This window comes from Lacrimispora sphenoides JCM 1415 (genome assembly GCF_900105615.1).
In the GTDB taxonomy this organism is placed as follows: Bacteria; Bacillota; Clostridia; order Lachnospirales; family Lachnospiraceae; genus Lacrimispora; species Lacrimispora sphenoides.
The window spans coordinates 2,852,291-2,878,811 of record NZ_LT630003.1; the positions used below are offsets into that span (position 1 = coordinate 2,852,291).

The 26,521-nt window shown below is 45.6% G+C and carries 19 protein-coding genes; 7 read left to right on the forward strand and 12 right to left on the reverse strand.

All coding sequences use genetic code 11. From position 1 onward, the window contains the following. Nucleotides 1-112: 112 nt before the first annotated feature. Genes BMX69_RS12915 through BMX69_RS12925 form a run of 3 tightly spaced genes read right to left on the reverse strand, consistent with a single transcriptional unit; the run spans nucleotide 113 to nucleotide 5,509 of the window. Nucleotides 113-3,520 carry an ATP-binding protein gene (locus tag BMX69_RS12915; RefSeq protein ID WP_100042557.1) on the reverse strand — a complete coding sequence of 1,136 codons (3,408 nt, stop codon included), beginning with the start codon at nucleotides 3,518-3,520 and terminating at the stop codon, nucleotides 113-115. Continuing rightward, nucleotides 3,501-4,151, reverse strand: coding sequence for a DUF4194 domain-containing protein (locus tag BMX69_RS12920; RefSeq protein ID WP_092244637.1), 651 nt, complete (start codon nucleotides 4,149-4,151; stop codon nucleotides 3,501-3,503). Before BMX69_RS12920 ends, BMX69_RS12915 begins: the two co-directional genes overlap by 20 nt. Next, nucleotides 4,148-5,509 (reverse strand): Wadjet anti-phage system protein JetA family protein, encoded by a 1,362-nt coding sequence (locus tag BMX69_RS12925; protein WP_100042558.1) that lies wholly within the window; start codon nucleotides 5,507-5,509, stop codon nucleotides 4,148-4,150. Before BMX69_RS12925 ends, BMX69_RS12920 begins: the two co-directional genes overlap by 4 nt. Before the next feature lie 333 nt (nucleotides 5,510-5,842). Between BMX69_RS12925 and BMX69_RS12930 the strand changes: the two genes are divergently transcribed. Then, the gene (locus tag BMX69_RS12930; RefSeq protein ID WP_157724414.1) at nucleotides 5,843-8,044 is read left to right on the forward strand and encodes a helix-turn-helix domain-containing protein; all 2,202 of its coding nucleotides are present in this window, start codon (nucleotides 5,843-5,845) and stop codon (nucleotides 8,042-8,044) included. Here the strand turns inward: BMX69_RS12930 and BMX69_RS12935 are convergent, their stop codons facing one another. The 5 genes from BMX69_RS12935 to ftsH all read right to left on the reverse strand — a co-directional run bounded on the left by BMX69_RS12935 (nucleotide 8,045) and on the right by ftsH (nucleotide 15,418). Further along, nucleotides 8,045-9,742 carry a DUF4091 domain-containing protein gene (locus BMX69_RS12935; protein WP_054790910.1) on the reverse strand — a complete coding sequence of 566 codons (1,698 nt, stop codon included), beginning with the start codon at nucleotides 9,740-9,742 and terminating at the stop codon, nucleotides 8,045-8,047. Nucleotides 9,743-9,765: 23 nt separating this feature from the next. Further along, nucleotides 9,766-10,590, reverse strand: coding sequence for a carbohydrate ABC transporter permease (locus BMX69_RS12940; protein ID WP_100042560.1), 825 nt, complete (start codon nucleotides 10,588-10,590; stop codon nucleotides 9,766-9,768). Then, nucleotides 10,587-11,468 carry a carbohydrate ABC transporter permease gene (locus BMX69_RS12945; RefSeq protein ID WP_054790911.1) on the reverse strand — a complete coding sequence of 294 codons (882 nt, stop codon included), beginning with the start codon at nucleotides 11,466-11,468 and terminating at the stop codon, nucleotides 10,587-10,589. The genes BMX69_RS12940 and BMX69_RS12945 overlap by 4 nt, the downstream gene beginning before the upstream one ends. Nucleotides 11,469-11,541: 73 nt before the next feature. Next, the gene (locus BMX69_RS12950) at nucleotides 11,542-12,861 is read right to left on the reverse strand and encodes an ABC transporter substrate-binding protein (protein ID WP_100042561.1); all 1,320 of its coding nucleotides are present in this window, start codon (nucleotides 12,859-12,861) and stop codon (nucleotides 11,542-11,544) included. Nucleotides 12,862-13,435: 574 nt separating this feature from the next. Further along, nucleotides 13,436-15,418: an ATP-dependent zinc metalloprotease FtsH gene (gene ftsH, locus BMX69_RS12955; protein ID WP_100042562.1), complete on the reverse strand. Its 1,983-nt coding sequence runs from the start codon at nucleotides 15,416-15,418 to the stop codon at nucleotides 13,436-13,438. 284 nt (nucleotides 15,419-15,702) lie between these two features. On the opposite strand from ftsH, the gene BMX69_RS12960 reads away from it, so the two are divergent. The 6 genes from BMX69_RS12960 to BMX69_RS12985 all read left to right on the forward strand — a co-directional run bounded on the left by BMX69_RS12960 (nucleotide 15,703) and on the right by BMX69_RS12985 (nucleotide 22,434). Further along, nucleotides 15,703-17,307: a CTP synthase gene (locus BMX69_RS12960; RefSeq protein WP_025234360.1), complete on the forward strand. Its 1,605-nt coding sequence runs from the start codon at nucleotides 15,703-15,705 to the stop codon at nucleotides 17,305-17,307. Nucleotides 17,308-17,522: 215 nt separating this feature from the next. Next, nucleotides 17,523-18,701, forward strand: a complete 1,179-nt coding sequence (locus BMX69_RS12965) for an ABC transporter substrate-binding protein (protein ID WP_100042563.1) — start codon at nucleotides 17,523-17,525, stop codon at nucleotides 18,699-18,701. A gap of 174 nt (nucleotides 18,702-18,875) precedes the next feature. Next, nucleotides 18,876-19,757: a branched-chain amino acid ABC transporter permease gene (locus BMX69_RS12970; RefSeq protein ID WP_025234362.1), complete on the forward strand. Its 882-nt coding sequence runs from the start codon at nucleotides 18,876-18,878 to the stop codon at nucleotides 19,755-19,757. Between the two features lie 10 nt (nucleotides 19,758-19,767). Continuing rightward, complete coding sequence (locus tag BMX69_RS12975; RefSeq protein WP_100042564.1) at nucleotides 19,768-20,871, forward strand: branched-chain amino acid ABC transporter permease; 1,104 nt, start codon at nucleotides 19,768-19,770, stop codon at nucleotides 20,869-20,871. Further along, nucleotides 20,871-21,737 (forward strand): ABC transporter ATP-binding protein, encoded by an 867-nt coding sequence (locus BMX69_RS12980; protein ID WP_100042565.1) that lies wholly within the window; start codon nucleotides 20,871-20,873, stop codon nucleotides 21,735-21,737. Before BMX69_RS12975 ends, BMX69_RS12980 begins: the two co-directional genes overlap by 1 nt. Next, nucleotides 21,724-22,434 carry an ABC transporter ATP-binding protein gene (locus BMX69_RS12985; protein WP_025234365.1) on the forward strand — a complete coding sequence of 237 codons (711 nt, stop codon included), beginning with the start codon at nucleotides 21,724-21,726 and terminating at the stop codon, nucleotides 22,432-22,434. The genes BMX69_RS12980 and BMX69_RS12985 overlap by 14 nt, the downstream gene beginning before the upstream one ends. Before the next feature lie 80 nt (nucleotides 22,435-22,514). On the opposite strand, the gene BMX69_RS12990 is transcribed toward BMX69_RS12985, so the two are convergent. The 4 genes from BMX69_RS12990 to BMX69_RS13005 all read right to left on the reverse strand — a co-directional run bounded on the left by BMX69_RS12990 (nucleotide 22,515) and on the right by BMX69_RS13005 (nucleotide 26,513). After that, nucleotides 22,515-23,558: a C40 family peptidase gene (locus tag BMX69_RS12990; RefSeq protein ID WP_100042566.1), complete on the reverse strand. Its 1,044-nt coding sequence runs from the start codon at nucleotides 23,556-23,558 to the stop codon at nucleotides 22,515-22,517. A gap of 33 nt (nucleotides 23,559-23,591) precedes the next feature. Beyond that, on the reverse strand, nucleotides 23,592-24,545 hold the full coding sequence (locus tag BMX69_RS12995) for a bifunctional riboflavin kinase/FAD synthetase (RefSeq protein ID WP_166433194.1): 954 nt from the start codon (nucleotides 24,543-24,545) through the stop codon (nucleotides 23,592-23,594). A 100-nt stretch (nucleotides 24,546-24,645) separates the two neighbouring features. After that, on the reverse strand, nucleotides 24,646-25,551 hold the full coding sequence (truB, locus tag BMX69_RS13000; protein WP_054790914.1) for a tRNA pseudouridine(55) synthase TruB: 906 nt from the start codon (nucleotides 25,549-25,551) through the stop codon (nucleotides 24,646-24,648). Nucleotides 25,552-25,562: 11 nt separating this feature from the next. Further along, nucleotides 25,563-26,513 carry a DHH family phosphoesterase gene (locus tag BMX69_RS13005; protein ID WP_100042568.1) on the reverse strand — a complete coding sequence of 317 codons (951 nt, stop codon included), beginning with the start codon at nucleotides 26,511-26,513 and terminating at the stop codon, nucleotides 25,563-25,565. Nucleotides 26,514-26,521 lie beyond the last annotated feature (8 nt).

Below are 26,521 nucleotides of genomic sequence, written 5' to 3' on the forward strand. Positions count from 1 at the left end.
TGAAATAGCAAAGAGGGTTCCCAAAAGTCGTAGAATGACTTTCAGGAACCCTCTTTATATATAAAAACAATTACGATTCTGAAATCACCGAAGCAGCTGCCCTGTTATTTTCTCAGGAATCCTGCAAATCAAGGTTATCATCAAGTTCCTCCTCGCCGGTATCCCCTTCATCAAGCTCCCGCATCAGCTCCGGAAAGCTTTCCCGCTCAAATTCCTGAATGGATATGGACTTCTTATTAGGATTGGCGAATACAAAGGTCTTGTCCACATTCTCCACATAATTCTGAATCTTATCATTGGTAGCGCTGATAATGGCCTGGAAGCCCAGCCCCCGGATCAGCTCAATGCAGCTTGCCACCTTCTCCGCATCCATCTTGGAAAATGCCTCATCAAGCACCACCAGGCGGAGGGTGGGATTTCTCTGTATCTTTGGAGACATGCTGATCCGGTAAGCCTGGGCAAAGCTGGCCAATAAGGCTACATAAAGAGGGTTCTGCCCCTCCCCGCCGGAATTCTTTTTGATCATCTTGCTTAAACGGATCTTAATGACCTCATCCTCGTTCTGAATGATCTGCTGCATATCAAAGGACAGATACGTCCGGTAATCCGCATACTTATCCATGTTCCGCTTGGCCTCTTCCATCTCCTCCGGTGTGGCGTTTTCCGGCGGAATGAAAATGTTTATCAAGTCATTGATGATTTCTCCGTACTGGTTTTCATGCTCCATGGTGAATAAGTTCATCTGGTTATCCAGGGAATCCGTAAGACAGGCGGGATTAACCTCCAGGGAGTTATCCATGAACATGTCATAATATCTCCCATCCGGCCCTTTATTCCTTCCAATGACAAACTGATACTTATCCTTGCCGAAATCCAGCCTGCTGATGATCTTGTTCAGCTCATCTTTTCGTAAAAGGGCATCCCTTATGGAGCTTCGGATCTTGAACATAAAGTCATCCTTAAAATGTAGGACAGCAGACTTTGCCTGCTCGGCGGCCATCGTTTTATATTCCTCCAGATTTCCGCACTCCATGGTCTCAAGAAGGCGGTCATATTCCCCATTATCCTTTGCTGTGAGGGAAAAGTTCCGGTTGGGATATTTTCTTGCATACTCTCCTCTGGAGCCTACAAGTGCCTGGAATGCCTGATCACGGGCTTCTTCTGACTTCCTGCATTCTCCGAAAAATTCATTCTTAATGCGGTCGTACCGGCAGTTTTCTCTGCTTTCCAAAATTTCTTTCACCTTGGTCTCCAGCTCCTCAACCGGTTCAAATTCCCGTTCCTTTGAAATCAGTTCTTCCTGCAGCTGCAGGGATTCTCTGCGGAACCGTTCGATCTCGCTGTTGATGCCAAAAATAAGCTCTGCAACTGCACTCTGCTCCGCCCTCTTTCTATCGCAGAGCTGTAAGATGGCTTCCCTTTCCTTCACCCATTCTTCTACATCCTGGGCCTTCAGCTTTTCAAACTTCTGTTCCAGCCGTCTGATTTCTTTTTCCTTTTCCTTAAAAGCCTCCATATCCTGCTGCCATTCCAGGTAAACGCCCGTTTCTTCTCCTAAGCCTTCCATGGATAAGATACGCTTGCATTCCTTTAACAACTGTTCCTGGGGCTTTTTCTCCTCTTCCATGGAAACCAGATTCTTTTCCAGAAGCCGGATCCTTCTCCTGACGCTGTCCTTGCCGATATAAGCAAATTTGGTATAATTATCGGGATTCATATGCTGCAGGCGGAACGTATGGTAAAGCATGCAGTCAGGGGTCACTCCAATGCGGCTGCGGCGCAGTTCTTCCAAGTTCCTGCACTTGACGACCCTGCCCAAAAGCAGGTCAATATACGGCTGTAAATAAGACTCCCTCACCGTAATCTCTTCAGCAAGGCCGTCTTTCATCACTTCATAGGAGTTCTGCCCTACCTTTTCCGTATCCAGAACTGCCACATTAAAATATTCCGCCCTGTCCAGTTCCCCGTAAGCAGCCATGGCTGCTTCCGCATAAGCCGGAGCCACTACCAGGGACAGCTTATTATTGCCCAGATAGCCTTCCACCGCATTTCTCCAGGTCTCATCCCTGATGTCCAAAAGGTCTGCAAGCACATGGACCTCCACCGCCTTGCCGGTTTCCTCTAAAAGCCGCTGCTGGATCAGGGACCGGGCGCGTTCCAAATATTTTGGATATGCCTTATTTCCAGCCTTTAACTGGGCCAGCTCTTCACTTGTCTGGCGCTCTTTTTTCCGGATATCCCGGAGAATTCCTTCTGCCTCTTTTTGAGCTTCTTCTGTTTCCTTTCTCATCTCGGCAATGGATTTTTTCAGGCGGTTTAACTTCTCCTCATCAATGGTATTCTTTTCAAATTCTTCTATGTCCCATATGGTCTGGTTGGAAGTAGCCTCTTCGTCTATCCATTCCTTCAGCCGCTCCCCTGTCTGAGACCATTTGGTTAAGCTCTTATTTAAGTGGTTTGATAGTTCCTTCGCAGATTCCAGCTGATTCTTAAGATCCTCATAGCCAGAGGAGGAAATCCGTCCAAGCAGCTCATTTCCCTGTCTGGTCAGATCTTCCATCTGCCCTTCTAATGCTGTCCGCTGGCCTTCCTGACGGTCTAAATCCTCCCTGGCAAGCCTGGACTTATCCGTTAATGCCTGGATCCTTGCCTGATAATCCAGAATTTCCATCCTGCGGAAGAAATATGTATTTTGTCTTATCTCCTCTTCTTTTTCACGAACTGCTGAGAACTTTTCACTCATTCCATTTAAATAACCAATCTCAATAACCGTGTCTTCAATCTTTTTTCGCATCCGCCCGTACTGCATGACGCTTTCCTGCATGTCCTCAATGTGGATGTCCTGCTCCATGCAGATGTATTCCTTTACAAAATCCTCCAGCTTGATGTTCATGCGGAACGGAATGGCACGTTTGAATAAAAGGGGGAACTTTTCCGAATCAAGACCGCCTAAGTATACATCATACAGCTGCCTGCGGAACCGCTCGTTATGGGAGGTTGCAAAATAATCTTCTTTGGGGTAAATGGTCTGCAAATAAGCAGACACTTCCTGAATGGTCATGGTCCTGGAACCGGTACGGTATCCGTTTTCCCAAAGAGGGCCTTTGTGCCAGAAGAATTTTCTGGATATTTCATTGGTGGTTGTCTCCACATCAAAAACAATTCCAACGCACTGGTATTCTCCCGTATCCGTCCGTTTCAGTTCCAGCACAATGGTAGTGGAGAAATTCTGGTTCCGCAAATAGGCAAATTCATTATTCTCACCGATATTCACCATACCGCGCAAATATTCGATCAGACTCCGGTCGGAATCATCGGCCGCTGCTTTATTAAAGAATCCCCGGCCGTCGGTATTGGCATAAAGGAGAATCTGCATGGCATCAATAACCGTAGACTTTCCGCTGCCGGAATGTCCGGTAAAGAAGTTGATCCCCTGGTTAAAGGATAAGGTTTTCCGGCTGATATAATGCCAGTTATTAAGGAGTATCCGGGACAGGGCTTCAAATTTCTGATTCGTCATCGTCATCGTCTCCTTCTCCAAGTGCTTCTAACAGGGCCCGCACGTCATCTCCAAACAATACCACATTGATGCTGGGATAGATGATCATGCGGCTGTCCCCATCCAAGTCCTCCAAAATATCCAGAGGCTCTAAAATTTGATACTTTTTTAACAATGTAATAGCCCGGCGGATTTCCGTCGGTGAAGGCTGTTTCTTAAATAAGCGGTAATTTCCCAGCTTTTCATGAATCTCACTTAATGTGGTGTAGATGTTGACACTGGTGGAAACTGCCGCCATCTGCTCATCATAGATCAGTTTTAAGATCAGTAAATAAAGGGTAGCCAGTTTGGGAAGCTTGTCTCCCACCGTGTTCTCTCCCTGGATATAAATAATGCCCAGCTGGCTGTTTTCCAGAACAGACACTCCGCTGACTGCCAGATAGGCCCGGATAAATTCCAGATGCTTATTGCAGATTTTAAATTCCGGATTATAGGCAAACCGGTTGGTACGCTTGTCGTACTTATGCTCCAGAACAAAGGTCTGCTGCAGAAGAAGCCTTAAACCTGCTCTTACCTCTTCCTTTTCTCCCTGTCCCAAAGCGTCAAAATATGGAATCTGGCTGATGATGCCAGCACTTTCTTCATAGGTCATGATTCGTTCCTCCTTACAAATACCAGCTTTGGATAGCGGTATCTGCCGTTGTCAATGAGCTCCGCCTCCTGCTCCTCCACCTGATACATGCTTTTCCTTCTGGTAGAGTAATCATAGGCCAGGATCAGCTTTTCAAATTCATCAGGAGAACTCACCGTATCTTCCTTTACCTCCATACGTCCATTCTCCAGATGGGCTTCGATATAGCTTTCGATCTCCTTCCGGCTGTAGCGGCTTTTTAAACGGTTTAGATTCAGGATCTCCTCCATGGTTAGCTCAGCAGGCTCTTCCTCCGGCATTAAATTTTCCTTAAAGCCTGTCCTGGTCCTTCTCTTTTTATAGAGGGATTTTTCAGAGAGGATGGATACCTGGGATAAATTCATGAGGCCTCCCACTTCCTTTATAGCCTCATCCGGATCCTCTGTTTCAGAAAGATGATTTAAAAGCCTGATAACAAGCCCCTTCATGCTGTCTTCCTGATTTAATAGATAGTTAAGCCTTGTAACCGTAGCGCGGATGTAACGGGAATGCTCCTTGTCCATGTTGGCAATGCGGTGCTCGATATCGTCAAATCCCCGTTCGATCTGATCCAGTTTTTCTACAATATCCCCTGCCGTTACCTTCTGGCCGCTGCGGCGGCTCATCTGCTCGATCCATTCGGTATCTTCCCGCATGGAGCTGATCCACCGCTTAATATCATTTTTGTAAAGATAGAAATTATCTGAAGTTTTCAACATATGGTACTTCTTTTTTACGATTTCTTCCACATATCCTTCCAGATGTTCCTTTAACAGTTCCCCATATGCTCTCTTCTCCAAAAGGCTTGCAAAGAATTTGTCCATGTTGTGAAGCATGTCCTGCAAAGTCTTGTTAAGCCGCTTTGTATTAATGTAAGCCGTATTCAAAAGGCTTACACCGGCCCTTGGATCATTTTTCAAAGAGAAGAGGATTGCATAAACGTTCTGGATATAAATCTGGGTCTCATCCTCTTCATCACTTGCAAGTTTAAAAAACGCCTCGATCATGACGGCAGCGTAATCAGGAATTACGATATTGACCGTCATGGAGGCATAGTCATCCACTTTCCGAAGCCAGCCTGCCCTTAACAGCCAGTTTAATACCCTGACCGCGGTCGGCTCTAAGGCATCCGCCTCATCTTCCAGCTCGTCCTGCCAGATGACCAGCCGTTTTGCCGTAAAATATTCCTCCAGAACCTGAATACACACCTCCCGGCTTAAAAAGTAGTTGCTGTATTCATATTCCTCATTGATTTTTAACAAAGCTTCTATGTAAGTAGACCGGTTAATGGAACGGAACAATCCCCAGAACCGGTCCGGTATTTCATTCATTAATATCATTTGATTCTGCCTCATCTCCTGTTTTTTCTGCTTCTTTTGACTAAAACCATGAAGTACCGGCCTTATCTTATAAAAGCAGACAAAAAGAAACGGCTATCACCATTTTGACAGCCGATAATCTTCGTTTTCACGGGTTTTTCTTATAACCCAAGGCCTCTTTCTTTATATTATAGCAAAAATCCCTGTCTCTTACAATAAAATTATGGAACCAGGCTTTCATTCTTCTGCTCAAACAGCCCGGACGCACCCGAAAACTATCATTGCCCGCCCACATTCCATATGGTATCATGGAAAGAAAATACATATGATATTTGGTTAGGAGAGTTCCCGAATATGAAATTTAACAATCCAACATTTTTTAAATGGTTTAAATCAATCTTGCTGGTTGTGGCAGCGATTTTATTGTTGTGTTCTATTCTGTGCGGCTACATGCTCGTTCTGCTCCGGAACAATACCATCCAGATGAGCGGCAATCTGACCCAGTATATCCAGACAAATATTGATTCCCGCCTGTTTGAGCTGTATAAATACTCCTCCTCTCTCGAACTCCATCCTGCCAACATTTATCTTAAGAAATTAAAAACAGCTCCTAAAACCATCCCAGCGAAAGTCTATCAGTTCAGTGATCAGATGTTAAATTATAATTATTCCAATAAATTAATTGACAGTATATTCATCTATTACCCAAATTTGCATAAAATTGTGGGCAATTTAGGCTGCTATGATGCAGACTCTTATTATGCCCTGGATAATCTCCTGTTGTTAAATGGTTATGAACAATGGCTGGACACTCTTACCATGGAATCAGACAGCGACTTTGCCTACCTGCAGTCAGACAGCCGGAACCAGTTCTGTTATATCCGGAAAATTAAAAACTCAGAGGAGCTTGCAGGTTATCTTGTTTTTGAGTTGAATGCAGATGAGCTGCTAAATACTTCCCTTATGACGGAAAACTCCGGCGATCCTCATTCATCTCTTGGTATTTTACTGGATGGCAAGCTGATTGCCTACACCGGAAACAGCGAGGAACTGACCCGGCTTGCCGCATTGCTGCCCGACACACTGGATGCTCCTGTTGTTCTGGAGGAACCCGCCTCCCTGCTGTATGCCAGACCCTCCTCTTTAAAGAATCTGTGTTATTTAAACGTATATTTTCATAAGAAAAACTTACAGCCGGTTTATATCACTCTGGGAATCTGCATCTTGGGCATTATCGTATGCGGAATATCAGGCATCCTTGCTTCTGTACTCATCAGCCGGAAGAATATCAGGCCCCTCATCAACCTGCTGGATAAAATCGGAGGCACTCCGGATAAAGAAAATGATGAATATGCGACCATCCATAAACGATTCGACCAGTTAATCAAAGATTACTCGGACAATACCGAGAAAGTACAGGAACAGCAGTCCCTGATTAATAACTTCTTCTTAAAAACAGTACTTTACGGCGACATGCATAGTGAATATGCTATTTTTAATGTTGCCAAAAGATGCAATATCTTATTTGAGAATCCACGTTATCTGATCGCCATAGCCGAACCCGTTTCCGCAAGGCCTCAGTTGGATGAAGACCTGCTAATAACAATCCACAAATATTGGGAAACACACCATTTTGATGTGATATCTTCCTTCCATGAAGGGAATATTGTGATTCTTTTTAATATTGAGGAAACCATTTCACAGAATACGATTTCAAAGCTTATAAAAGAAATGAAGGCAGAGGTGTTCGGAGAAGACAAATGGGTCATTGCCCTTGGTTTAGATTATGATGGTCTTGTCAATATACAATACAGCTATGCCCAGGCTGTCACGGCTCTGCATTACCAGATAAAACCGGAATCCTCTGTCATCTGTTATAACAACTACATGGAAAATATTACATCACCAGGTTTATCCTATATTGATACTTTTGAAAATTTCTCAAAGAATATGATCCAGAACGATTATAGAGCCGCACTGGTACTGGTACCCGCTGTTTTTGACAACTATTTTTCGGAAGAGGATTCATCAGAAATTACGAAAGTAAAATTCAGGGCGATACAGAATCTTTTACTAAATGCCAAGCAGAAAGTCAAACAGGAGATTCAGACTTCCGGATGCAGTATTCATACAGCTCAGATTCTGTCCTGCACTTCCCCTGCACAGCTGCGCGAGTATACGCAGTGTATTTTAAAAGAACTATCAACTCCTTCACAAGGTACCAAAAATGGCACGTCCAGCATCGCTGAACGCGCCAAAACCATCATTCTAAGGGATTTTTCTGATCCGATGCTGGGGCTTTACCGGATTTCGGCAGAACTGAATATCAGTGACTCTTATCTGTCTACTACCTTCAAAACCGCCTTTGGTATCGGTGTGGTACAGTATATCAATTCCCTGCGGATCGAACAGGCCAAAAAATTAATCTGCGACACAGATTTAAGTATCCGAGAGATCGCATTAGCCGTAGGATTTTCCAGTGATGCATCCTTTATCAGAGTATTCAAACGCTACGAACTGCAGACGCCGAATACTCTGAGAAAGAACCAGAAATAACTATATCCTCTTAATAATTTCCCGGTTTATCTTCCGGCGCAGCTCAAATAGATAATTGCTGCTGGAGGGGTATGATTTAAATGTCATTTTTTCCATCTCTCCTTCCAGAATCAAAGACTCCACCGTTTCCCGGTTTGACAGGCTTTCCAGTAAATCCATGGCCCGCAGGTCATAAAAAGCTTCCATCTGCACCTGATTCCTGATGGAGGAAACTACACTGCCTCCCTCTCCCGGATACACCAGATAGGGGTCTCCGGAAGGAAATGCAAAGCCTGCATGGGTTTCCGCATAAGGATCGATATGCCGGAGGGAAAAAGCAGAATTATAAAAATTATAACCCCAGTGCAGGAATCCCTTGATGCGGTACAGGTACATCAGCACTCCCATAATCCGGTTTCTCGCACTTGGCATCGCATAGAACCGGTTTGGCACATCCACGCATTGTACGCAGCAATAATACACCCACAGATCCTCCACACCATGGTCAATAAATGGCTGGATATGGTCATCAGCCGGAATGGGGTGCTCGACGATACCCTGCTTGTAAAATTCGTAGCTGCTGAGCGCATCCACAATGGTATATCCCTCTAGCAGATCAGTAACTTGTTTTTTGGCAGCCAGATAACTCTCCAGATGTTCTTCCCCAGGCTCATCCGAAATATGGAAAAACAGCTGATTCTTTTCATATCCGAGATCTGCCAGCTTCCCAAGAAGCGCTGGTACAAAGCTTTCCAGAAAATACCGGTACTCTGCGGAAACAGCTTCCACCTCCCAGCCAAAGATCTGCTCCTTACCGTTCTCTGTTTCAGCAATGATCTTTGGTGTGGCATATGCTCCCCACTGGGTAAAGAAATGAGCGATTTCCAGATTCTCAATCCCATATTTCCTGCATAGCTTACACCACCGCTCCAGCTTATCAAATCCAAATCGGTACTGCCCTTTTTTCCGTATCACCTCCACCAGCTGGACGGTTGTTCGGTCCCCTCCCACTGCTGTATCCAGCGGCTGTGTAAAAACAGGCGTTAGCAGCAGATTAATCCCGCACTCTTCTCCTGCAAAACGGATATAGTTCTCAACAATTTGCCAATGCTCCTCGCCAAAAGCTTCAACATTGTAATAGTCTGCCAGACAATCCGCATGAAACCACTCTGTATGCAGAAGCCTCTGCTCTGGTAGGACCGCCGGAAGTACCTGCAGCTGCAAGGTCTGCTTCCAGTTCTGTTCCACTGCATAGGGATTATGGATCATCACGCCGTTTGCACAGGTTGTTACCTCTTCCGCTTCTGCTGTAATTGTTATCTCATGGCTCCCCGTCTCCAGGTTCCGTAGATCAATATCAATCCAGATGCTTCTCATCTGACCGGGAACAGGTATCACCGTGCCATCAAAAGGTAACAGCACATCGGGAAACATGCCCGCCTTAGTAGTAATATAATTCGTATCATATTCTGCATAGCAGGGATAATCCGAAGGTACCAGTCCCACCTTTCTCATTCTCGCCTTTGCGCCGGATACCTGGATGCGAAATTTCTGCTGCGGCATCCCCCGCTCTCCATCCAGGGCAGTGTATATCAGCTGAAAAGATACTATTTCATTCCGGAATCCCTCCAGATTCCAGCCCGGCTTCCATGTTTCCGGCATACAATCCGGAAATACCTTCTCCAGGGAATGTGTCAAAAAAAACTCATAGCGTACCATCGATAAAAATCCTCCTTTTTTTCTTATCCTTTGATTCCACTCATCGCAATTCCTTCCACAAACTGTTTCTGAAGGAAGATATACAGAAGAAATGGTGGCAAAAAAGTCAATGTAGAGCCTGCCATAACCAGGCCATAGTTCGTTGAATAACTTCCCTTCAGCGCAGAAATCGCAAGTGTCAATGTTTGCCTCTCCGGTTTCGTCACGATTACCAGCGGCCAGAGGAAATCATTCCAGCAGGTGATAAAAGTAAAAATCATCAAAGATACCATAACCGACTTAATCAGCGGTATCACGATAGAAATAAATATCCGATTCTCACCACATCCATCAATACTGGCTGCTTCCAGAAGCTCATCCGGTATGGTCACCATAAACTGCCTGATCAAAAAAACGCCAAAAGCATTGATAATTGGTAAAAAAAGCGCAGGGTAAGTATTCATGAGCCCCAGCTTTTTCATGATGGTAAATACAGGAATCAGAGTTACCTGCCCTGGAATCATCAATGTGGCAAGATAAATGTTAAACAACTGGTCGCGGAACGGAAACTTCTTCTTGGCAAAAGCATAAGCAGCCATTGAAGAGATGACGCAGTTGAGCACACAGGCTGAAACTGTCACAATGATACTGTTGGCCAGATTGGTAGCCAGATTGAAATTTCGGAATACGCGGTTATAGTTAATAAAACTGAATTCTGCATTTTCAAAGTTTAAATCCAGCACTGTTTTCTGTGTCAATGATACCAGCATCATATAGATAAAAGGAGCCATAGCCAGAAGCGCAGCGGATAAAAGAACCGCCCCGATGGTAATTTTTAATAACCAGCCTTTCTTGTCCGCTTTCCTCATGCCGCCTCCTCCTCACTGTCCCTTAATAAAATTTTCTGCATAAACGATATAAACAGTACAAATACAAACATGAGCAGGGCGATGGCACTTGCATATCCCATGTTATATTCCTTAAATGCCGTATTATAAATTGTCAGCACCAATGTAACCGTGCTCATACCAGGACCACCGCCTGTCATGGTATACACCAGATCGAATACCTGAAATGACCAGATCGTACCCAGAGTCACTACCAGGAACGTCACGCTGGACAGGCTGGGAAGTGTAATATATATAAAGCTCTGTACGGTTGATGCACCATCTACCTCAGCCGCTTCATATAGACTCCGTGGAATGTTTATGATTCCCGCATAATAAATCACCAGAAAGTATCCTACATTCTTCCAGATGCTGGTAATGCAGATGCTGATCAGCGAAGTGGACTTTCCGCCCAGCCAGTTGATATGCGGAATACCGAAAAGACCCAGCACATGGTTCACAACACCTGTGGGACTTAACAGAATCGACCATAAAGTACCAACCAGGATCGCGGAAGCGATAACGGGAATGAACAACGAACTCTTAACAAAATTCCCAAATCTGGTTTGGAACCGCTCTGCAATAACTGCCGCAAATATCAACGAAAGCATCGTCTGCACAGGCACTGTGATGAGTGTAAATATAGCTGTATTCTTCAACGACGCCCAGATATAAGAATCCTTTAGCATCCTGGCATAATTTTTAAGACCCACAAACTGGGCTGGCTGCAAAACATTATATTTTGTAAAGCTGAAATAAACATTCATAATAATGGGGACTAAAGAAAAGACCATAATCAGTATAAAGCTGGGCAGCACATATGCGATACCGGTTAAAGCCTCTTTTTGTTTGCGCTTCATAGAATTTCCTTTCCTTTTACCTGTATAAAGTTCTGCCTGACGAATCAGATTCTGTCAGGCAGATCATGGACCACTAATTAATACTTTCTGAATATTCTACTGTTTTCTGAATCGCCTCTTCCGGCGTTAAATCTCCTAACATCATCAGCTGTAAATTCTTGTATAAAGTATCCATGACTTTAAAGGAACCATTTGCAACAGGCAGGGTATGTAAATATTCATTCTGAGTCTCATACATGTCCTTAAACACTGGGTTATCATTATATTCCTCATCCTTAGTAATCGGAGGGAACCCGGCAATCTCTTTATGGAAGCTTGACATCACCGGTGCAGACGTCATGTACTTAATAAGTTTCACTGCTAATTCTTTATTTTTACATACATTGCTTACAATCAGTGCATCGGATGCTACCCATGTAGCCTTTGTCTCTTTCTCAAAACTAGGGATAAATGACCAGTTGATGCCAGCATCAGTTAATACACCTGCTGATTTTGCATCCATAGAAGCTACTGCTATACGGTCTTCACAAAACTGGGTTCTCACATCATCTCCGGACAACGCCAAACTTTCATCTGTAAGCACACCATATTTGAATTTCAAATCATAAAGGAACTGCGCCGCCTCCACAGCTGCTCCATTGTCCATCAGTGCAACCTTACTGCCGTCTTTATTATAGATATCCCCGCCGGCCTGCCATAAATATGGATAATAGATATTATTTAATGCCCCGATTGCCGGATCCGCCCATTCCTGTGCAAACGGTATTACATTTCCCAGATTGGCTTCTTTCACCTGCACCAGAACCTGGGTCAGTTCATCCCATGTCTTCGGCAGCTCTGTTATTCCTGCTGCCTTCAAAATGTCCATGTTAAAATATGGAATTCTCGCATTCCCTACAATAAATGGAATTGCATACTGTCCACCTTTCATATTCCCCTGATCGAAGTAGAGATAATTATCCTTCTCTTCCTGAGTAAAATAACTATCTACATCTGCCAGCGTCCCCATCTCAATAAAATCATTGAACATCTCCAGATACATATAGCCTACATCCGGGCCTTCGCCAGAGGAGAAGCCTGTCAGATACTTTTCTTCATAATTTCCCCAAGGCGTAATTTCAATCGAAAGTTTCACATTGTTCTCTTCCGCCCACGGCTCTAATGTCTTAGTCCAGAATTCCTTATCCAGGGAATCTCCTGTTCCAAATGGAGGCATCCATAACAGAAGATTAGCCTTCTCCCCTTTATCAGCTCCTTTTGTGCTGTCTGCATCACTGCTCACACTGCTAGCCGCTGCACTTGTCTCTCCATTTTCTCCTTTTCCGCACCCCAATAGAGAAATACTCGTCATTGCCGTAACCAACAATACACCCAATACTTTTTTTGCTTTCATAAGCTCGCTCTCCTATTCTCTGTTCTCCTCTTGTTACTGCTTCGTAAGCACTCTTATCTTAGCAGATTATTTTAATATCTTAAATGTTCATTTTTTTATAGGTTTAAGCAATTATTATATAATAAAGCGCAAATAATTATATTTTATATGATAAATTTACATTTCTTTCGTTTTGCACTTACACTTCTTTCGTTATTATGCATTTAACTAGCTGTTTTTTAATTGCCATTATATAAAAATTGTATATTCAAGCAATATACCATCGGCACTCTCAACTCCCATACTCCTCAATCTTTTGATCTCTCCTTCATCCATCTGCCATATTAACACGGTATACCTTCGGATAGTTATTGGTGGGTGAACTAAAAAAACACCTAATGGTTGTTCCTTTAGATGCTTTTATATCTTCCTTAAGCAATGCCCTTTGGATTAAAAAATAATAAACTTAGATTATATAATAATATAAAATTGAGTAAATTACCATTTATAAATACATTATTCATACAACAAGGGTAAAAAAAGCAGCTGCTGCACGGCTCTATCCATGCATCAGCTGCCTGACGATTCTCAACCATTAATCTTTAACGTTTCCAACATCAATAACGGATTCTTTCATTTCCTTCTTTTCTTCTGTCCAATCGGAAAGGCCGTCTTCCTCTTCCTTTGACACTTCCCCATTTTCAGAATCCTTATTCTCTACCTTCGGCTCCGGAATTCCCTTTGCCTCCCGGAATATCTTCATGAATTCCTTACCGGTAATGGTCTCTCTCTCGATCAGGAATTCCGCGATCTTATCCATTACATCCCGGTTTTCTGAGAGAAGGCTCTTGGCCTCTTCATATGCTTCTTTCAGCATCTTCATGACTTCATCATCCACCTGGGAAGCAGTGGCTTCCGCACAGTTCATTACAGTACGTCCGCTTAAGTACTGGTCTTCCCTTGATGCCAGGCCCATAAGTCCGAATTTCTCCGACATACCGTACTGGGTGATCATAGCACGAGCTACCTTGGTAGCCTGTTCAATATCATTCGCCGCACCGGTGGTAACGGTGTCAAAGACGATCTCCTCTGCCGCACGGCCGGCCAGATAGCCTACCAGCATGGCGTGAAGTTCTTTCCTGGAGTTTAAGAATTTTTCTTCTTCCGGTACATGCATTACATATCCCAAAGCACCCATGGTTCTTGGAACAATGGTGATCTTCTGCACAGGCTCCGAATCCTTTTGAAGGGCGCTGACCAGGGCGTGTCCCACTTCATGATAAGAAACAATGCGCCGTTCCTCTTTGTTAAGAACACGGTCCTTTTTCTCTTTACCTACAAGCACCACTTCCACAGCCTCAAATAAGTCCTTCTGTGCCACCGCATGGCGGCCGTTTTTCACCGCAAGGATGGCGGATTCATTGATCATGTTGGCAAGATCGGAACCAACGGCTCCTGAGGTTGCCAGAGCAATGGCATCTAAATCAACCGTATCGTCAAGAAGTACATCCCGGGCATGAACCTTTAAGATATCCACACGGCCTTTTAAATCCGGCTTATCCACGATGATCCGCCGGTCAAAACGGCCTGGGCGGAGAAGCGCAGGGTCCAGGATTTCAGGCCGGTTGGTTGCTGCAAGCACTAAAAGTCCCTTAGAGGAATCAAAACCATCCATCTCAGAAAGCAGCTGGTTTAAGGTCTGCTCTCTCTCATCGTTTCCTCCGCCGAATCTGGAATCACGGCTCTTACCGATGGCATCTACCTCGTCTATAAATATAATACAGGGAGCAGATTCCTGGGCCTGCTTAAATAAATCCCGGACACGGGAAGCTCCCACACCTACAAACATCTCTACAAAATCAGAACCGGACAGAGAATAAAAGGGAACATGGGCCTCTCCTGCAACCGCCTTGGCAAGCAGGGTTTTTCCCGTTCCTGGAGGTCCTACAAGAAGCGCTCCCTTAGGAAGCTTTGCACCGATCTTTGTATATTTTCCCGGATTATGGAGGAAATCCACGATTTCAGTTAAGGATTCCTTAGCCTCATCTTCCCCCGCCACATCTTTAAAGGTAATGCCTGTTTCCTTCTGCACATAAACCTTGGCATTGCTCTTCCCAACGCCCATAAGTCCGCCACCACCGACCCTGCGCATCATGAAGTTTAAAAGGAATCCCATGGCTGCAAACAAGAGCAGATAGCTGACAATGGTCTGAATGAAAAAATTGCCGTCACGGCGGGTTCTAAGGGTTTCCACTCCGGCAGTGCGAAGGCGCTCCGCCAGATTTAAATCGTTGTCCATCCTTACCGTATAATAGGTAACGCCAGGTTTATATCCTTCCCAGGTCTTCTTGGGGTTTATGGTAATCTTCGTATCTTCTACATTAACCGACTCCACCTGCTTTTGATCTACCATATTCATAAAGGTATCGTAGCTCAGTTCTTTATTGGTCCTCGTCGTAATCGCGCCGTGCAGATAAGAAATCCCTGCTACCGCAATAAGAAACGCGATGACCCATATGGCGATGGCTTGGGTATTCTTCGGCATCTTATTATTATTATTTTGATTCTTGTTATCCATCTGTGTGAATTCTCCAATCCGGATAGTTTCTACCCATTTTATACCTCTATCATTATAGTGTCAGTTTCCCCATAAATCAAGAAAAGAATTATTAAATCCTTATAAACACCTGGGCTGGTTTTATTTAACAGCCATGAATTTTTACCATAATAATGCTTTCATACAATATTTTATACTTTATATTCTTAGTTTTTTTATAAGACACTGGATTTTTTCAAAGAATAGCTGTATAATTTCTTTTTTAAAAATATTCCCATACCATTACAAAAGGAGGTTACACTGTTATGTCAGTGAAATACGTATTTGTCACCGGAGGAGTTGTGTCCGGGCTTGGCAAAGGTATTACCGCAGCATCTCTTGGACGTCTGCTTAAGGCCAGAGGCTATAAGGTCACCATGCAGAAATTTGATCCGTACATCAACATTGATCCGGGCACCATGAATCCAGTGCAGCATGGTGAGGTTTTCGTCACCGAGGACGGTGCTGAAACCGATCTCGACCTTGGCCATTACGAACGATTTATCGACGAAAATCTGACTCAAAATTCCAACGTTACTACCGGTAAGGTCTACTGGACCGTACTGACCCGTGAACGGCGCGGGGACTTCGGGGGAGGCACCGTACAGGTTATCCCTCACATTACCGACGAAATCAAAAGCCGTTTTCACTGCAGCAACAGCAACTCCTCTGAAACAGAGATCGCCATCATAGAAGTAGGCGGAACGGTAGGCGACATCGAAAGCCAGCCATTCCTTGAGGCGATCCGACAATTCCAACACGAAGCAGGCCACGAGAACGTCATTCTCATCCACGTGACCCTGGTTCCATATCTAAAGGTTTCCGGAGAACTGAAAACCAAACCCACCCAGTCCAGTGTAAAAGACTTACAGGGGATGGGGATCCAACCCGACATCATTGTATGCCGTTCCGAACTGCCCCTTGATGACGGAATCCGAAGTAAAATCGCACAATTCTGTAACGTTCCCAAAACCCATGTACTCCAAAACCTGGATGTGGAAGTATTGTATGAGCTTCCTCTTGCCATGGAGGAAGAACATTTAGCTGAAGTCGCATGTGAAAGCTTAAATCTTCCCTGCCCCAAACCAGACTTAGCGGACTGGACCTTAATGATCGAAAACTGGAAGCATCCGGAAAAAGAGGTGACGGTCGCCTTGGTTGGCAAATACATCCAGCTTCACGATGCCTATATTTCCGTAGTGGAAGCATTAAAACACGGAAGTGTCTTCCACCGGGCGAAGGTTCATATTAAATGGATCGATTCAGAACTTGTTACCGATGAAAACGCGGCCAGCCTTTTCAGTGATGTGAACGGAATTCTGGTCCCCGGCGGTTTTGGCAGCCGCGGCATTGAAGGAAAGATCTCATCCATCCGTTATGCCCGGGAAAACAACATTCCATTCCTTGGCCTCTGCCTTGGAATGCAGATGGCCATCGTGGAATTTGCACGCCACGTAGCGGGCTTTGGCGACGCACACACCTCAGAGCTCGATGAAGAAACTACGCATCCGGTCATCCACTTAATGCCGGACCAGAACGGCATCGAGGACATCGGAGGCACACTGAGACTTGGCTCCTATCCCTGTATGCTGGACAAATCCTCCAAGGCATATGAAGTATATGGGGAAGAGCTGATCCATGAGCGTCACAGACACCGCTATGAGGTAAACAATGATTACCGCGATGATCTGGTAAACGCCGGGATGAAGCTTTCCGGTATCTCCCCGGATGGACGGATCGTGGAAATGATAGAAATTCCATCTCATCCCTGGTTCATCGCCACACAGGCACATCCGGAGTTTAAATCAAGGCCTAACAGACCTCATCCGCTGTTTCGGGATTTCATACGTGCGGCCATTGAAAACAGTTAACTATTAGATTATAACATAAAATTGGGAGTACGGACACTTATTAAGGATCCGGACTCCTTGTTTTATTGTTAAAATAATATTTTTCTTTAAATTATAATTTTCTTTCATTTTTTTCTTGCACTTTTTCAATCTTCTGTATATAATATAATGCAACGTGTATCTGCACGAGAGACAGTTGTGTTTGTATGAGATACACATAAAGGAGGATATCATTTATGAAATTGAAAAAAGTATTTGCAATCACTCTTGCAGCATGTTTGAGTGCCAGCATGGTCGCCGGCTGCAGCACTGGTTCCTCGTCTTCTGCCTCTGGCGGCGAAAAGGTCGTTAAGATCGGCGTGTTCGAACCTACCACCGGAGAAAACGGAGGGGGTGGGTTCCAGGAGCTCCTGGGAATGCGCTATGCAAAGCAGACCCATCCAACGGTTAAAATCGGAGGGGAAGAGTATAAGGTGGAACTGGTGGAAGTGGATAACAAATCCGATAAAACAGAAGCAGTTAACGCTGCACAGAAGCTTGTGAGCGAAAAGGTTTCCGTTGTGCTTGGAAGCTATGGTTCCGGTGTTTCCATTGCAGCAGGACAGATATTTGCAGATGCCAAAATTCCTGCCATAGGCGCCTCCTGTACCAACCCTCAGGTAACCCAGGGAAATGATTTCTATTTCCGGGTATGTTTCCTGGATCCGTTCCAGGGTACGGTCATGGCCAACTACGCCAATGACAACGGGGCAAAGACGGCTGCCGTCATCACCCAGTTAGGAGATGATTATTCCTCCGGCCTTGGATCCTTCTTCAAAACAGCATTCACAGGCTTAGGCGGAAATATTGTCAGCGAAGAACAGTTCCAGACCAATCAGACCGATTTTAAGGCAATCCTTACAAACATCAAGGCTCAGAATCCTGATATCATTTTTGCACCATCTTCCATTACTACGGCTCCTCTTATCATCAAGCAGGCCCGTGAACTTGGAATTACAGCTACCATCGCTGCCGGTGATACCTGGGAGAACTCCACCATCATCGAAAATGCAGGCAGCTCTGCACAAGGCGTTGTCCTTTCTACCTTCTTTGACGAAGCAGAACCAGCCAACGAGGAGGCTGCTGCCTTTATCTCCGGCTTTAAGGCTTACTTAAAGGAAAATAAGCAGGACGAAATCATCCCGGCTGTATCTGCACTCGGCTATGATTCTTACCTCTGCGCAATAAAGGCCATTGAAACCGCTGGCTCCACAGACGGCACCGCCATCCGTGATGCATTAAAGGGCGTATCCATTGACGGCGTTACCGGAAGCATATCCTTTGATGAAAATGGAGATGCCAAGAAAGACATGGCGTTCATAAAGACCATTGATAACGGCAAATTTAAATTCTTGACGACTACTACGGTTAAATAATAACTAAGATACCGTGACAATGCAGTCATTACCAGATGAGTGGGGACGTATTTCCTTCCCCACTCGTTCCATTTGCGGGATCAATGAGCTGAATAAAAATATATTCGGTGAATGCCGCATGATTCATTACATATTACATATTACATACTCAACAGATAGGAGGCATTTCGCCACATGAGTCTTACAACCTTTTTACAGCAGTGCCTGACCGGTATCTCCCTGGGCGGCGCTTATGCGCTGATTGCCATTGGTTATACCCTGGTTTACGGTATCCTGCGGCTCATCAACTTCGCCCACGGCGATATTTTCATGATGGCCGGTTATTTTATGATATTTGCCATGGCAAGTTTTCCATGGTACATTTCCATTCCAGTGGTTTTACTGGTCACCGTATTATTAGGCGTATCCATCGAACGGGTGGCTTACCGCCCCTTACGTACCGCACCCAGAATGTCCGTCATGATTTCTGCTATCGGTGTCTCCTACCTTTTGCAGAATCTGGCTACCTATCTGTTCACAGCCCTGCCAAAGGGATATCCGGAAATTCCGTTTCTTAAGAAGATCTACCAGATCGGCGGTCTTTCCGCATCCTTTGTAACATTCTTAACGCCGGTCCTGACACTTGTCGTTGTTTATGGGCTTATCACCCTGATCAATAAGACAAAAATCGGCATGGCCATGCGCGCAGTCGCAAAGGATTATGATACTGCCGCCCTTATGGGAATCAAGATCAACCGCATCATCACCATTACCTTTGCCATTGGCTCCCTTTTAGCCGCCGTCGGCTCCGTGCTTTATTTTACGGACCGAATGACCGTATTCCCGTTCTCCGGCTCCCTGCCTGGCTTAAAATGCTTTGTTGCCGCAGTATTCGGCGGTATCGGCAGCATTCCAGGCGCCGTGATCGGAGGCTTTATCCTTGGCCTTGGCGAAACAGCCCTGGTAGCTATGGGATATTCCACCTTCAGCGACGCATTTACCTTTGTTCTGCTAATCATCATTCTCCTGATCAAGCCTACGGGACTGTTCGGCGAGAAGACCACCGATAAAGTGTGAGGTGCCCCCTATGAAGAAAAATGCAGTTTCCAAAAACAAACTTTATACTCTGGCCGCTCTTTTAGTCATCATCGTCCTGCTTGCTTTTTTACAGGCTAACAGCGCCCAGTACAGCTATCAGATCTCCATCCTGGAGCGAAGTGCCATCTACGCGGTGGTTGCCGTCTCCATGAACCTGCTTACCGGCTTTACGGGATTATTCTCCTTAGGCCAGGCCGGTTTTATGGCGATCGGAGCCTATACCGTAGCCATCCTTACCATTCCGGTGGAAAGCAGGGCCAGCGTTTACTATGTAAACGGCATCTCTCATGCTATCGCGAACTTACACTGCCCTTATTGGCTGGCCTTAATTATCGCAGGGCTCCTAGCCGCAGCCATGGCCGCCCTTATCGGCATTCCTGTTCTCCGGTTAAAAAGTGATTATCTGGCTATTGCAACCCTGGGCTTTTCCGAGATCATTCGGGCTGTCATTGCGGCTCCCCAGCTAGACAAGATCACCAACGGTTCTTACGGATTAAAAAGTATTCCCGGGTTTCCTAACCTTTTTACAGCCTTTGGGCTCCCGGCCCTTTGCATCCTTTTAATGGTCCTACTCATTAATTCCTCTTACGGACGCGCATTTAAGGCCCTCCGCGAAGATGAAGTGGCTGCTCAGGCCATGGGACTTAACCTATTCCGTTATAAGGAGCTGGCCTTTGTCATCTCTTCCTTTTTCACAGGCGTAGGCGGAGGGCTTCTGGCCATATTCATGCGCTCCATTGATTCGAAGACCTTTTCCATCAACTTAACCTACGATATCCTGTTAATCGTAGTCCTTGGAGGAATCGGAAGCATTACAGGAAGCGTCATCGGCGCCTTTCTGGTCACCGCAGGAAGGGAATGGCTTCGTTTCTTTGATAATCCGCTGGTTATCGGAGGATTTGAAGTACCCCTGTTCCGTTCCGGTTTCCGTATGGTCATCTTTTCTATTTTATTGATGATGGTGGTGCTCTTCTACCGCCGCGGGATCATGGGCAGCAATGAATTTTCCTGGGAGGGGCTTGGCCGGCTTATCCGAAGTATTCCATCCAGGCTGAAGAGAAAAAGCAAAGCACAGAAGGGAGATAACGCATAATGTCAAACACGGCAAAGACTCCAATTAACGTGCTCCACATGCAGGACATTACCATGCAGTTCGGCGGCGTTGTGGCCGTAAACGGTCTGACCCTTGACGTAAACCAGGGAGAAATCGTGGCCTTAATCGGTCCCAACGGCGCTGGAAAAACAACCGCATTTAACTGTGTTACCGGTATTTATGAGCCAACCTACGGGCAGGTGGACTTTATGGGAGAAACCATTCTTTCCAATACCCCGAAGGGAAAAATGAAAAAAAACTATCTGGGAGAAGTAACGCCAGGTCCAATCTCAGTGATCAGCAGCACGCCTGATGTGATTACAAAAGGAGGCATTGCACGTACCTTCCAGAATATCCGCCTTTTCGGACAGCTGACCGTATTTGACAATGTGCTCATCGCAAAGCACATGCGTGCCAAACAGAATGTATTTTCCGCAACTCTTCGGTTAAACCGCAGGGAAGAGGAACGGATGCGTGCGGAAACCGCTGCCCTTTTAGAGGAACAAAACCTGCTTCATTTAAAGGATGAAATTGCAACCTCTCTTCCCTATGGCTTACAGAGGCGCTTAGAAATCGCCAGAGCCCTTGCAACGGAACCAAAACTTCTGCTGCTTGACGAGCCGGCTGCAGGCATGAATCCCCAGGAAACCCAGGAATTAACAGATTTTATTAAACAGATCCGGGATTCTTACCATCTTACCGTATTCATGATCGAGCACCATATGGATCTGGTCATGCAGATTTCCGACCGTATCTATGTATTGGATTTCGGGAAACTGATCGCACAGGGAACGCCGGAGGATATCCAGAACAATGAACGGGTAATTGAAGCATATCTGGGGGTGAGCGACGATGCTGAAGATTGATAACTTGCGAGTGAATTACGGCGGAATTGAAGCCGTTAAGGGAATTTCCTTTGAAGTACCAGATAAGAGCATTGTGACCCTGATCGGAGCCAATGGAGCCGGAAAAAGCACGACCTTAAAATCCATTGTCGGTCTGGTAAAGCCGTCAGCCGGAAGCAGCATCACCCTGGATGGGGAGGAACTGATCGGCAAGGATACTCCGGATATTATATCCAGGGGAATTGCCCTGGTACCGGAAGGACGTCATGTATTTCCGGATATGACCGTTATTGAAAATATCAAGATCGGAGCCTATTTAAGAAATGACGATCTTAAGGAGGATATCGACTGGATTTATGATTTATTTCCCCGGTTAAAAGAAAGGAGCTGGCAGCTTTCCGGTACCCTTTCAGGAGGCGAACAGCAGATGCTGGCAGTTGCCAGGGCTCTTATGAGCCAGCCAAAGATCCTCATGATGGATGAACCTTCACTGGGTCTTGCTCCGCTGATTGTAAAGGATATCTTCTCTATTATCCGGGAGATCAACAAAAAGGGGGTAACCGTTCTTCTCATCGAACAAAATGCCAATATGGCCCTTCACACGGCTGATATCGGCTACGTTCTGGAAACTGGGCGGATCACCTTGACAGGGTCCGGGAAAAAGCTGTTGGCCGATGAATCGGTAAAAGCAGCTTATCTTGGAAAAAAGAAGAATTAAAAACAAAGGTTGCAGACAGGAAGCCCCTTTTATACGGGGCGCCAATCTGCAACCTTTATTTTTATTTTTTAATATCATTGTCATGGAATCACCCGCCGTATGGTGACTGGCTTTCTGTAATTCCAGGTGGAGATTTTGATCCCGCTCCTGCGGTTTGCCGCATGGACGATTTTTCCCTTTCCAATATACATGGCCACATGGTCGATTTGCCTTCCGCTTGCATAGAACAGCAAGTCGCCAGGCTCCATGCTGGACGCTGGTATGACTTCTCCCTCTTCGGCCTGCTGCCTGGAGGTACGGTCTAAATGAACTCCTGCGGCATGCTCCATCACATACTGGACAAAACCGGAGCAGTCCGCCCCTGTATTAGGATTGGTGCCGCCCCATCGATATGGGTTCCCCACGAACCCGACCGCATAGTTTACAACCTGATTGCGAAGGTCACTGCTTTTTTCCGCTTCAGGTATGGTAAATGCGATTGTGGCATTTTCTGGTACATAGGCATAGGCTGTCTGACCATTATATTGGATTTTTGCCCATCCCCCGTTATGGGAGATAAAAGGATATGTTTCACCCTCATGAATCTTGCCCAGTACTTCAGAATCCGTATTCGGTTTGCTGCGGACCCGAAGGGTTTCAGTGTCTACCCGGAGCATCAGCTTCATGTTATAGTAGGCAATTGCTCTGGCATCTTGTCCGGTGGCCAGATATTTTCCGTATACATATCCGGTTACCTGTCCTGACTTTATTTTATACCAGCCATTTTCTTCTGACAGCACACTGCTGCCGGCATGGTTTCTCAATTTCCCCACGATTTCCGCATCATTCTTTGGTTCTTTTCTGATGTTCAAGGAATCCTCCACCACACTCACCCCAAGATTCTGAAAGATTGAGTTGAAGGTTCCATACCTCATTTTTTCCTGCGTAAGACCGGCCGGCGTTTCCCCACCTTCCTGTTTCATGGATTCCTGATATTGATCCATGTAGACCGAAATGCCTGCTACTGGCGAACCGGTCTTAAGGTTAGGTTCTGATTTTGCGGCCTGTACATCTGCTGTTCCTATCCATACGGCACTGCCGCATGCTATAGCAAAGCCTAGTACCTTCCATGCTTTGTCAGTCATATGCACTTTCCTTCGCAAGTTATGGCCTTTCCTTTACAAATGAGTGATTTGCTGATCTGAAAGGTCTTTTAAATACCGCATCCCGTATTCTCTATCCTTCCCGATCTGTGCTTTTAATTGTTCCAGCCCTTCAAATTTCCGTTCAGGACGGACAAAATGCAAAAGCTGTACTTCTATAGTCTTTCCATATATATCCTCATTTATACCATAAATAAAGGTTTCTGCTACAACAGGTGAATTTCCCTCCACCGTTGGCTTTCTTCCGATATTCGTAATACCCCCATAATAAGTACCGTCCACATATACTTTGGACACATACACGCCGAATAAAGGAAGGTGTTTCTCCGGCGAAGGCAGAATATTGGCCGTGGGGAATCCAAGAACCGCTCCTCCGATATGGTTGCCGTGGACCACGGTTCCATGTATGGCATATGGCTCTCCCAAAAGCTCGTTGGCCTTTTCCATATTTCCGGCATCCAGCTGCTCCCTGATGTAAGTACTGCTGATATCCCGGTGGTCATCCTGCTCTTTCGGGATAACGATCAGTTCATAACCATACCGGTCTTTCCACTGGTATAGGCTGTCTGCATTTCCCGCTCCCTGGTATCCAAAGGAACAATCCGTACCAACTACGATGATCCTGGCATTCATCTGGCCTGCCAGAACACGCTCTACGAATTCCTCTGGCTCCATATGCGAGGTTTCCTCTGTAAAGGGGTATTCCACCAGATAATCGATGCCGATCTTCTCCAGATTGTTTTTTCTCTCCAGATTAGTAGTGATGGCCTTTTGGGGGCTTCCTGTCATGAGGGTAATGGGGGCCATATCAAAGGTAAGGACAGCCGTTTTATACCCTTTGGCTGCCTTTAGCTCTCCCATCCGCTTTAACAGCTTCTGGTGGCCTCTGTGGCGTCCATCGAATTTTCCCAGAGTTACGATTGCAGGCTCTTCAATCTGAAATTCTCTGGTTCCGGTTATATATTCCATGATTCATTTCCTCTTTCCTGCCCGACTTCTCAGGGCATATAGGGATCCCTGGAAGGGGTTTCCTCTCTCTTGCCCTGCTTTCCGGGCATAAAGGCATGCCTTAAGGCGTTCCTCCCAGAAATACCTTTTGAGGCTTAAGAAGTTCCTTCTTCCTGTCAGGTACGTAAACTCCAATAAACTGGTTCCTGCTGTCATAGACTCTTACAGGTCCGTCAGGTAACAGAGTATCTCCCTCTGCCTGGTTCCTGTAAAAGGGGTTTCCATTGTGCACCAGCTTGTCAAAATCCTGTTTCATCTTAAGTGCCGGATAATCCGAAAACACCTTGTCCACAGCAAGGATATGATTCTCCAGGGTTCCATCATCCCGAAGTTCCTCGATCTGTGCCAGAGTCAGGCTGTCCTCTAAACAAAACCCGGAAACCTGGGTGCGGAGAAGGGATTCCATGCACCCTCCGCAGCCAAGTTTTCTCCCGATGTCATAGCAAAGGGTCCTGATATAAGTTCCCTTGGAACAGGTTACTGTCATAGTAACCCGTGGGAGCAGGATCCGGTCTACAGTGATCTCCAAAATCTCCACAGGCCTGGCTTTCCGCTCCACTTCTTTTCCGGCCCTGGCCAGCTCATAAAGCTTTTTTCCATCCACCTTTAAAGCAGAATACATGGGAGGTATCTGATCGTAATGACCAAGAAAGCTGAGTACGGCTTCCTTCACCTGGGCCTCATCTGCCTTGACCGGATATTCCTTAAGAATTTCTCCCGTAGTATCCTGGGTATCAGTTTCCCTGCCCAGAAGCAGGACCGCCTCATAGGTTTTGGTCTTATCCGTCAGCATATCGCAAAGCTTCGTCGCCTTTCCCAGGCATACGGGTAATACTCCCTCTGCCATAGGATCCAGGGTTCCTGTATGTCCTATCTTTTTCTGCTTTAAAATACCTCTCATTTTCGCCACAACGTCATGAGAGGTAAATCCTTTTTCCTTGTATACATTGATGATGCCGTCTGCCATAGATCCGTCTCCTAGTTAAGCTGTTTTGCAATCTGATTCGACAGATTGTTGATCACATCATGAACACTTCCTGCCATGGTACAGCCGGCCGCTTTCTTATGACCGCCGCCCCCGAAATAAACGGCAATTTTGCTCACATCAAGATCCGTGGTAGAGCGCAGACTCACCTTATACTCCCTGCATGAGATTTCATACATGAATATGGCACATTCCACACCCTCTGTGATTCGAAGCTGATCAATGATTCCATCCATATCAGCACCGGTAACACCGTAGAAATCCATTTCCTTTTTGCTGATGGCACTGAAAATGCAACGGTTGTCGTGAAAGGCTATGCTCTCTAATAAAGCCCTTCCCAGAATCTGATTCTGGATATAGGTCTTCCGGTAAAAACTGTCATCGATGATCTTTGAAAAGTCGATTCCCTTTTCCATCAGCTTCCCTGCAATCTCCATCGTCCTTTTTGAAGTGCAGTCGTATTTAAACACTCCGGTATCATGGATAATTCCGGTATAAATGCATTCTGCTATTTCCCTGGTAATCTTATTTTCATCTAAGAGGCCGTAAAGCACCTCGCAGGTCGAACTTGAATCATCCTGTACAATATTCTCTTTTGCATATCTTAAATTGGTAACGTGGTGATCCACACAGAGACTTTTTTTTGCGGTATTTAAGAACTTTGCTGCCTCCCCTAACCGGAGCGTATCACTGCTGTCAAGGCAAACACAGAGATCATATTCCTTATCCTCTGAAAAGTCACTGACAATGCGGTCAAAATTCCTGAGATAATCAAATTTGGAAGGAGGGGTCTCAAGATAAACCACCGCCTCCACTTGCGGATGATGCTGTTCCAGATAGTTGTAAGCCGCCAGACAGGAACCAACGCAGTCCCCGTCCGGACGGACATGACCCATGATTGCTACCGTTTTCACATCTTCAAGCACTGTGTCAAAAAAACTCACAAGGGCAC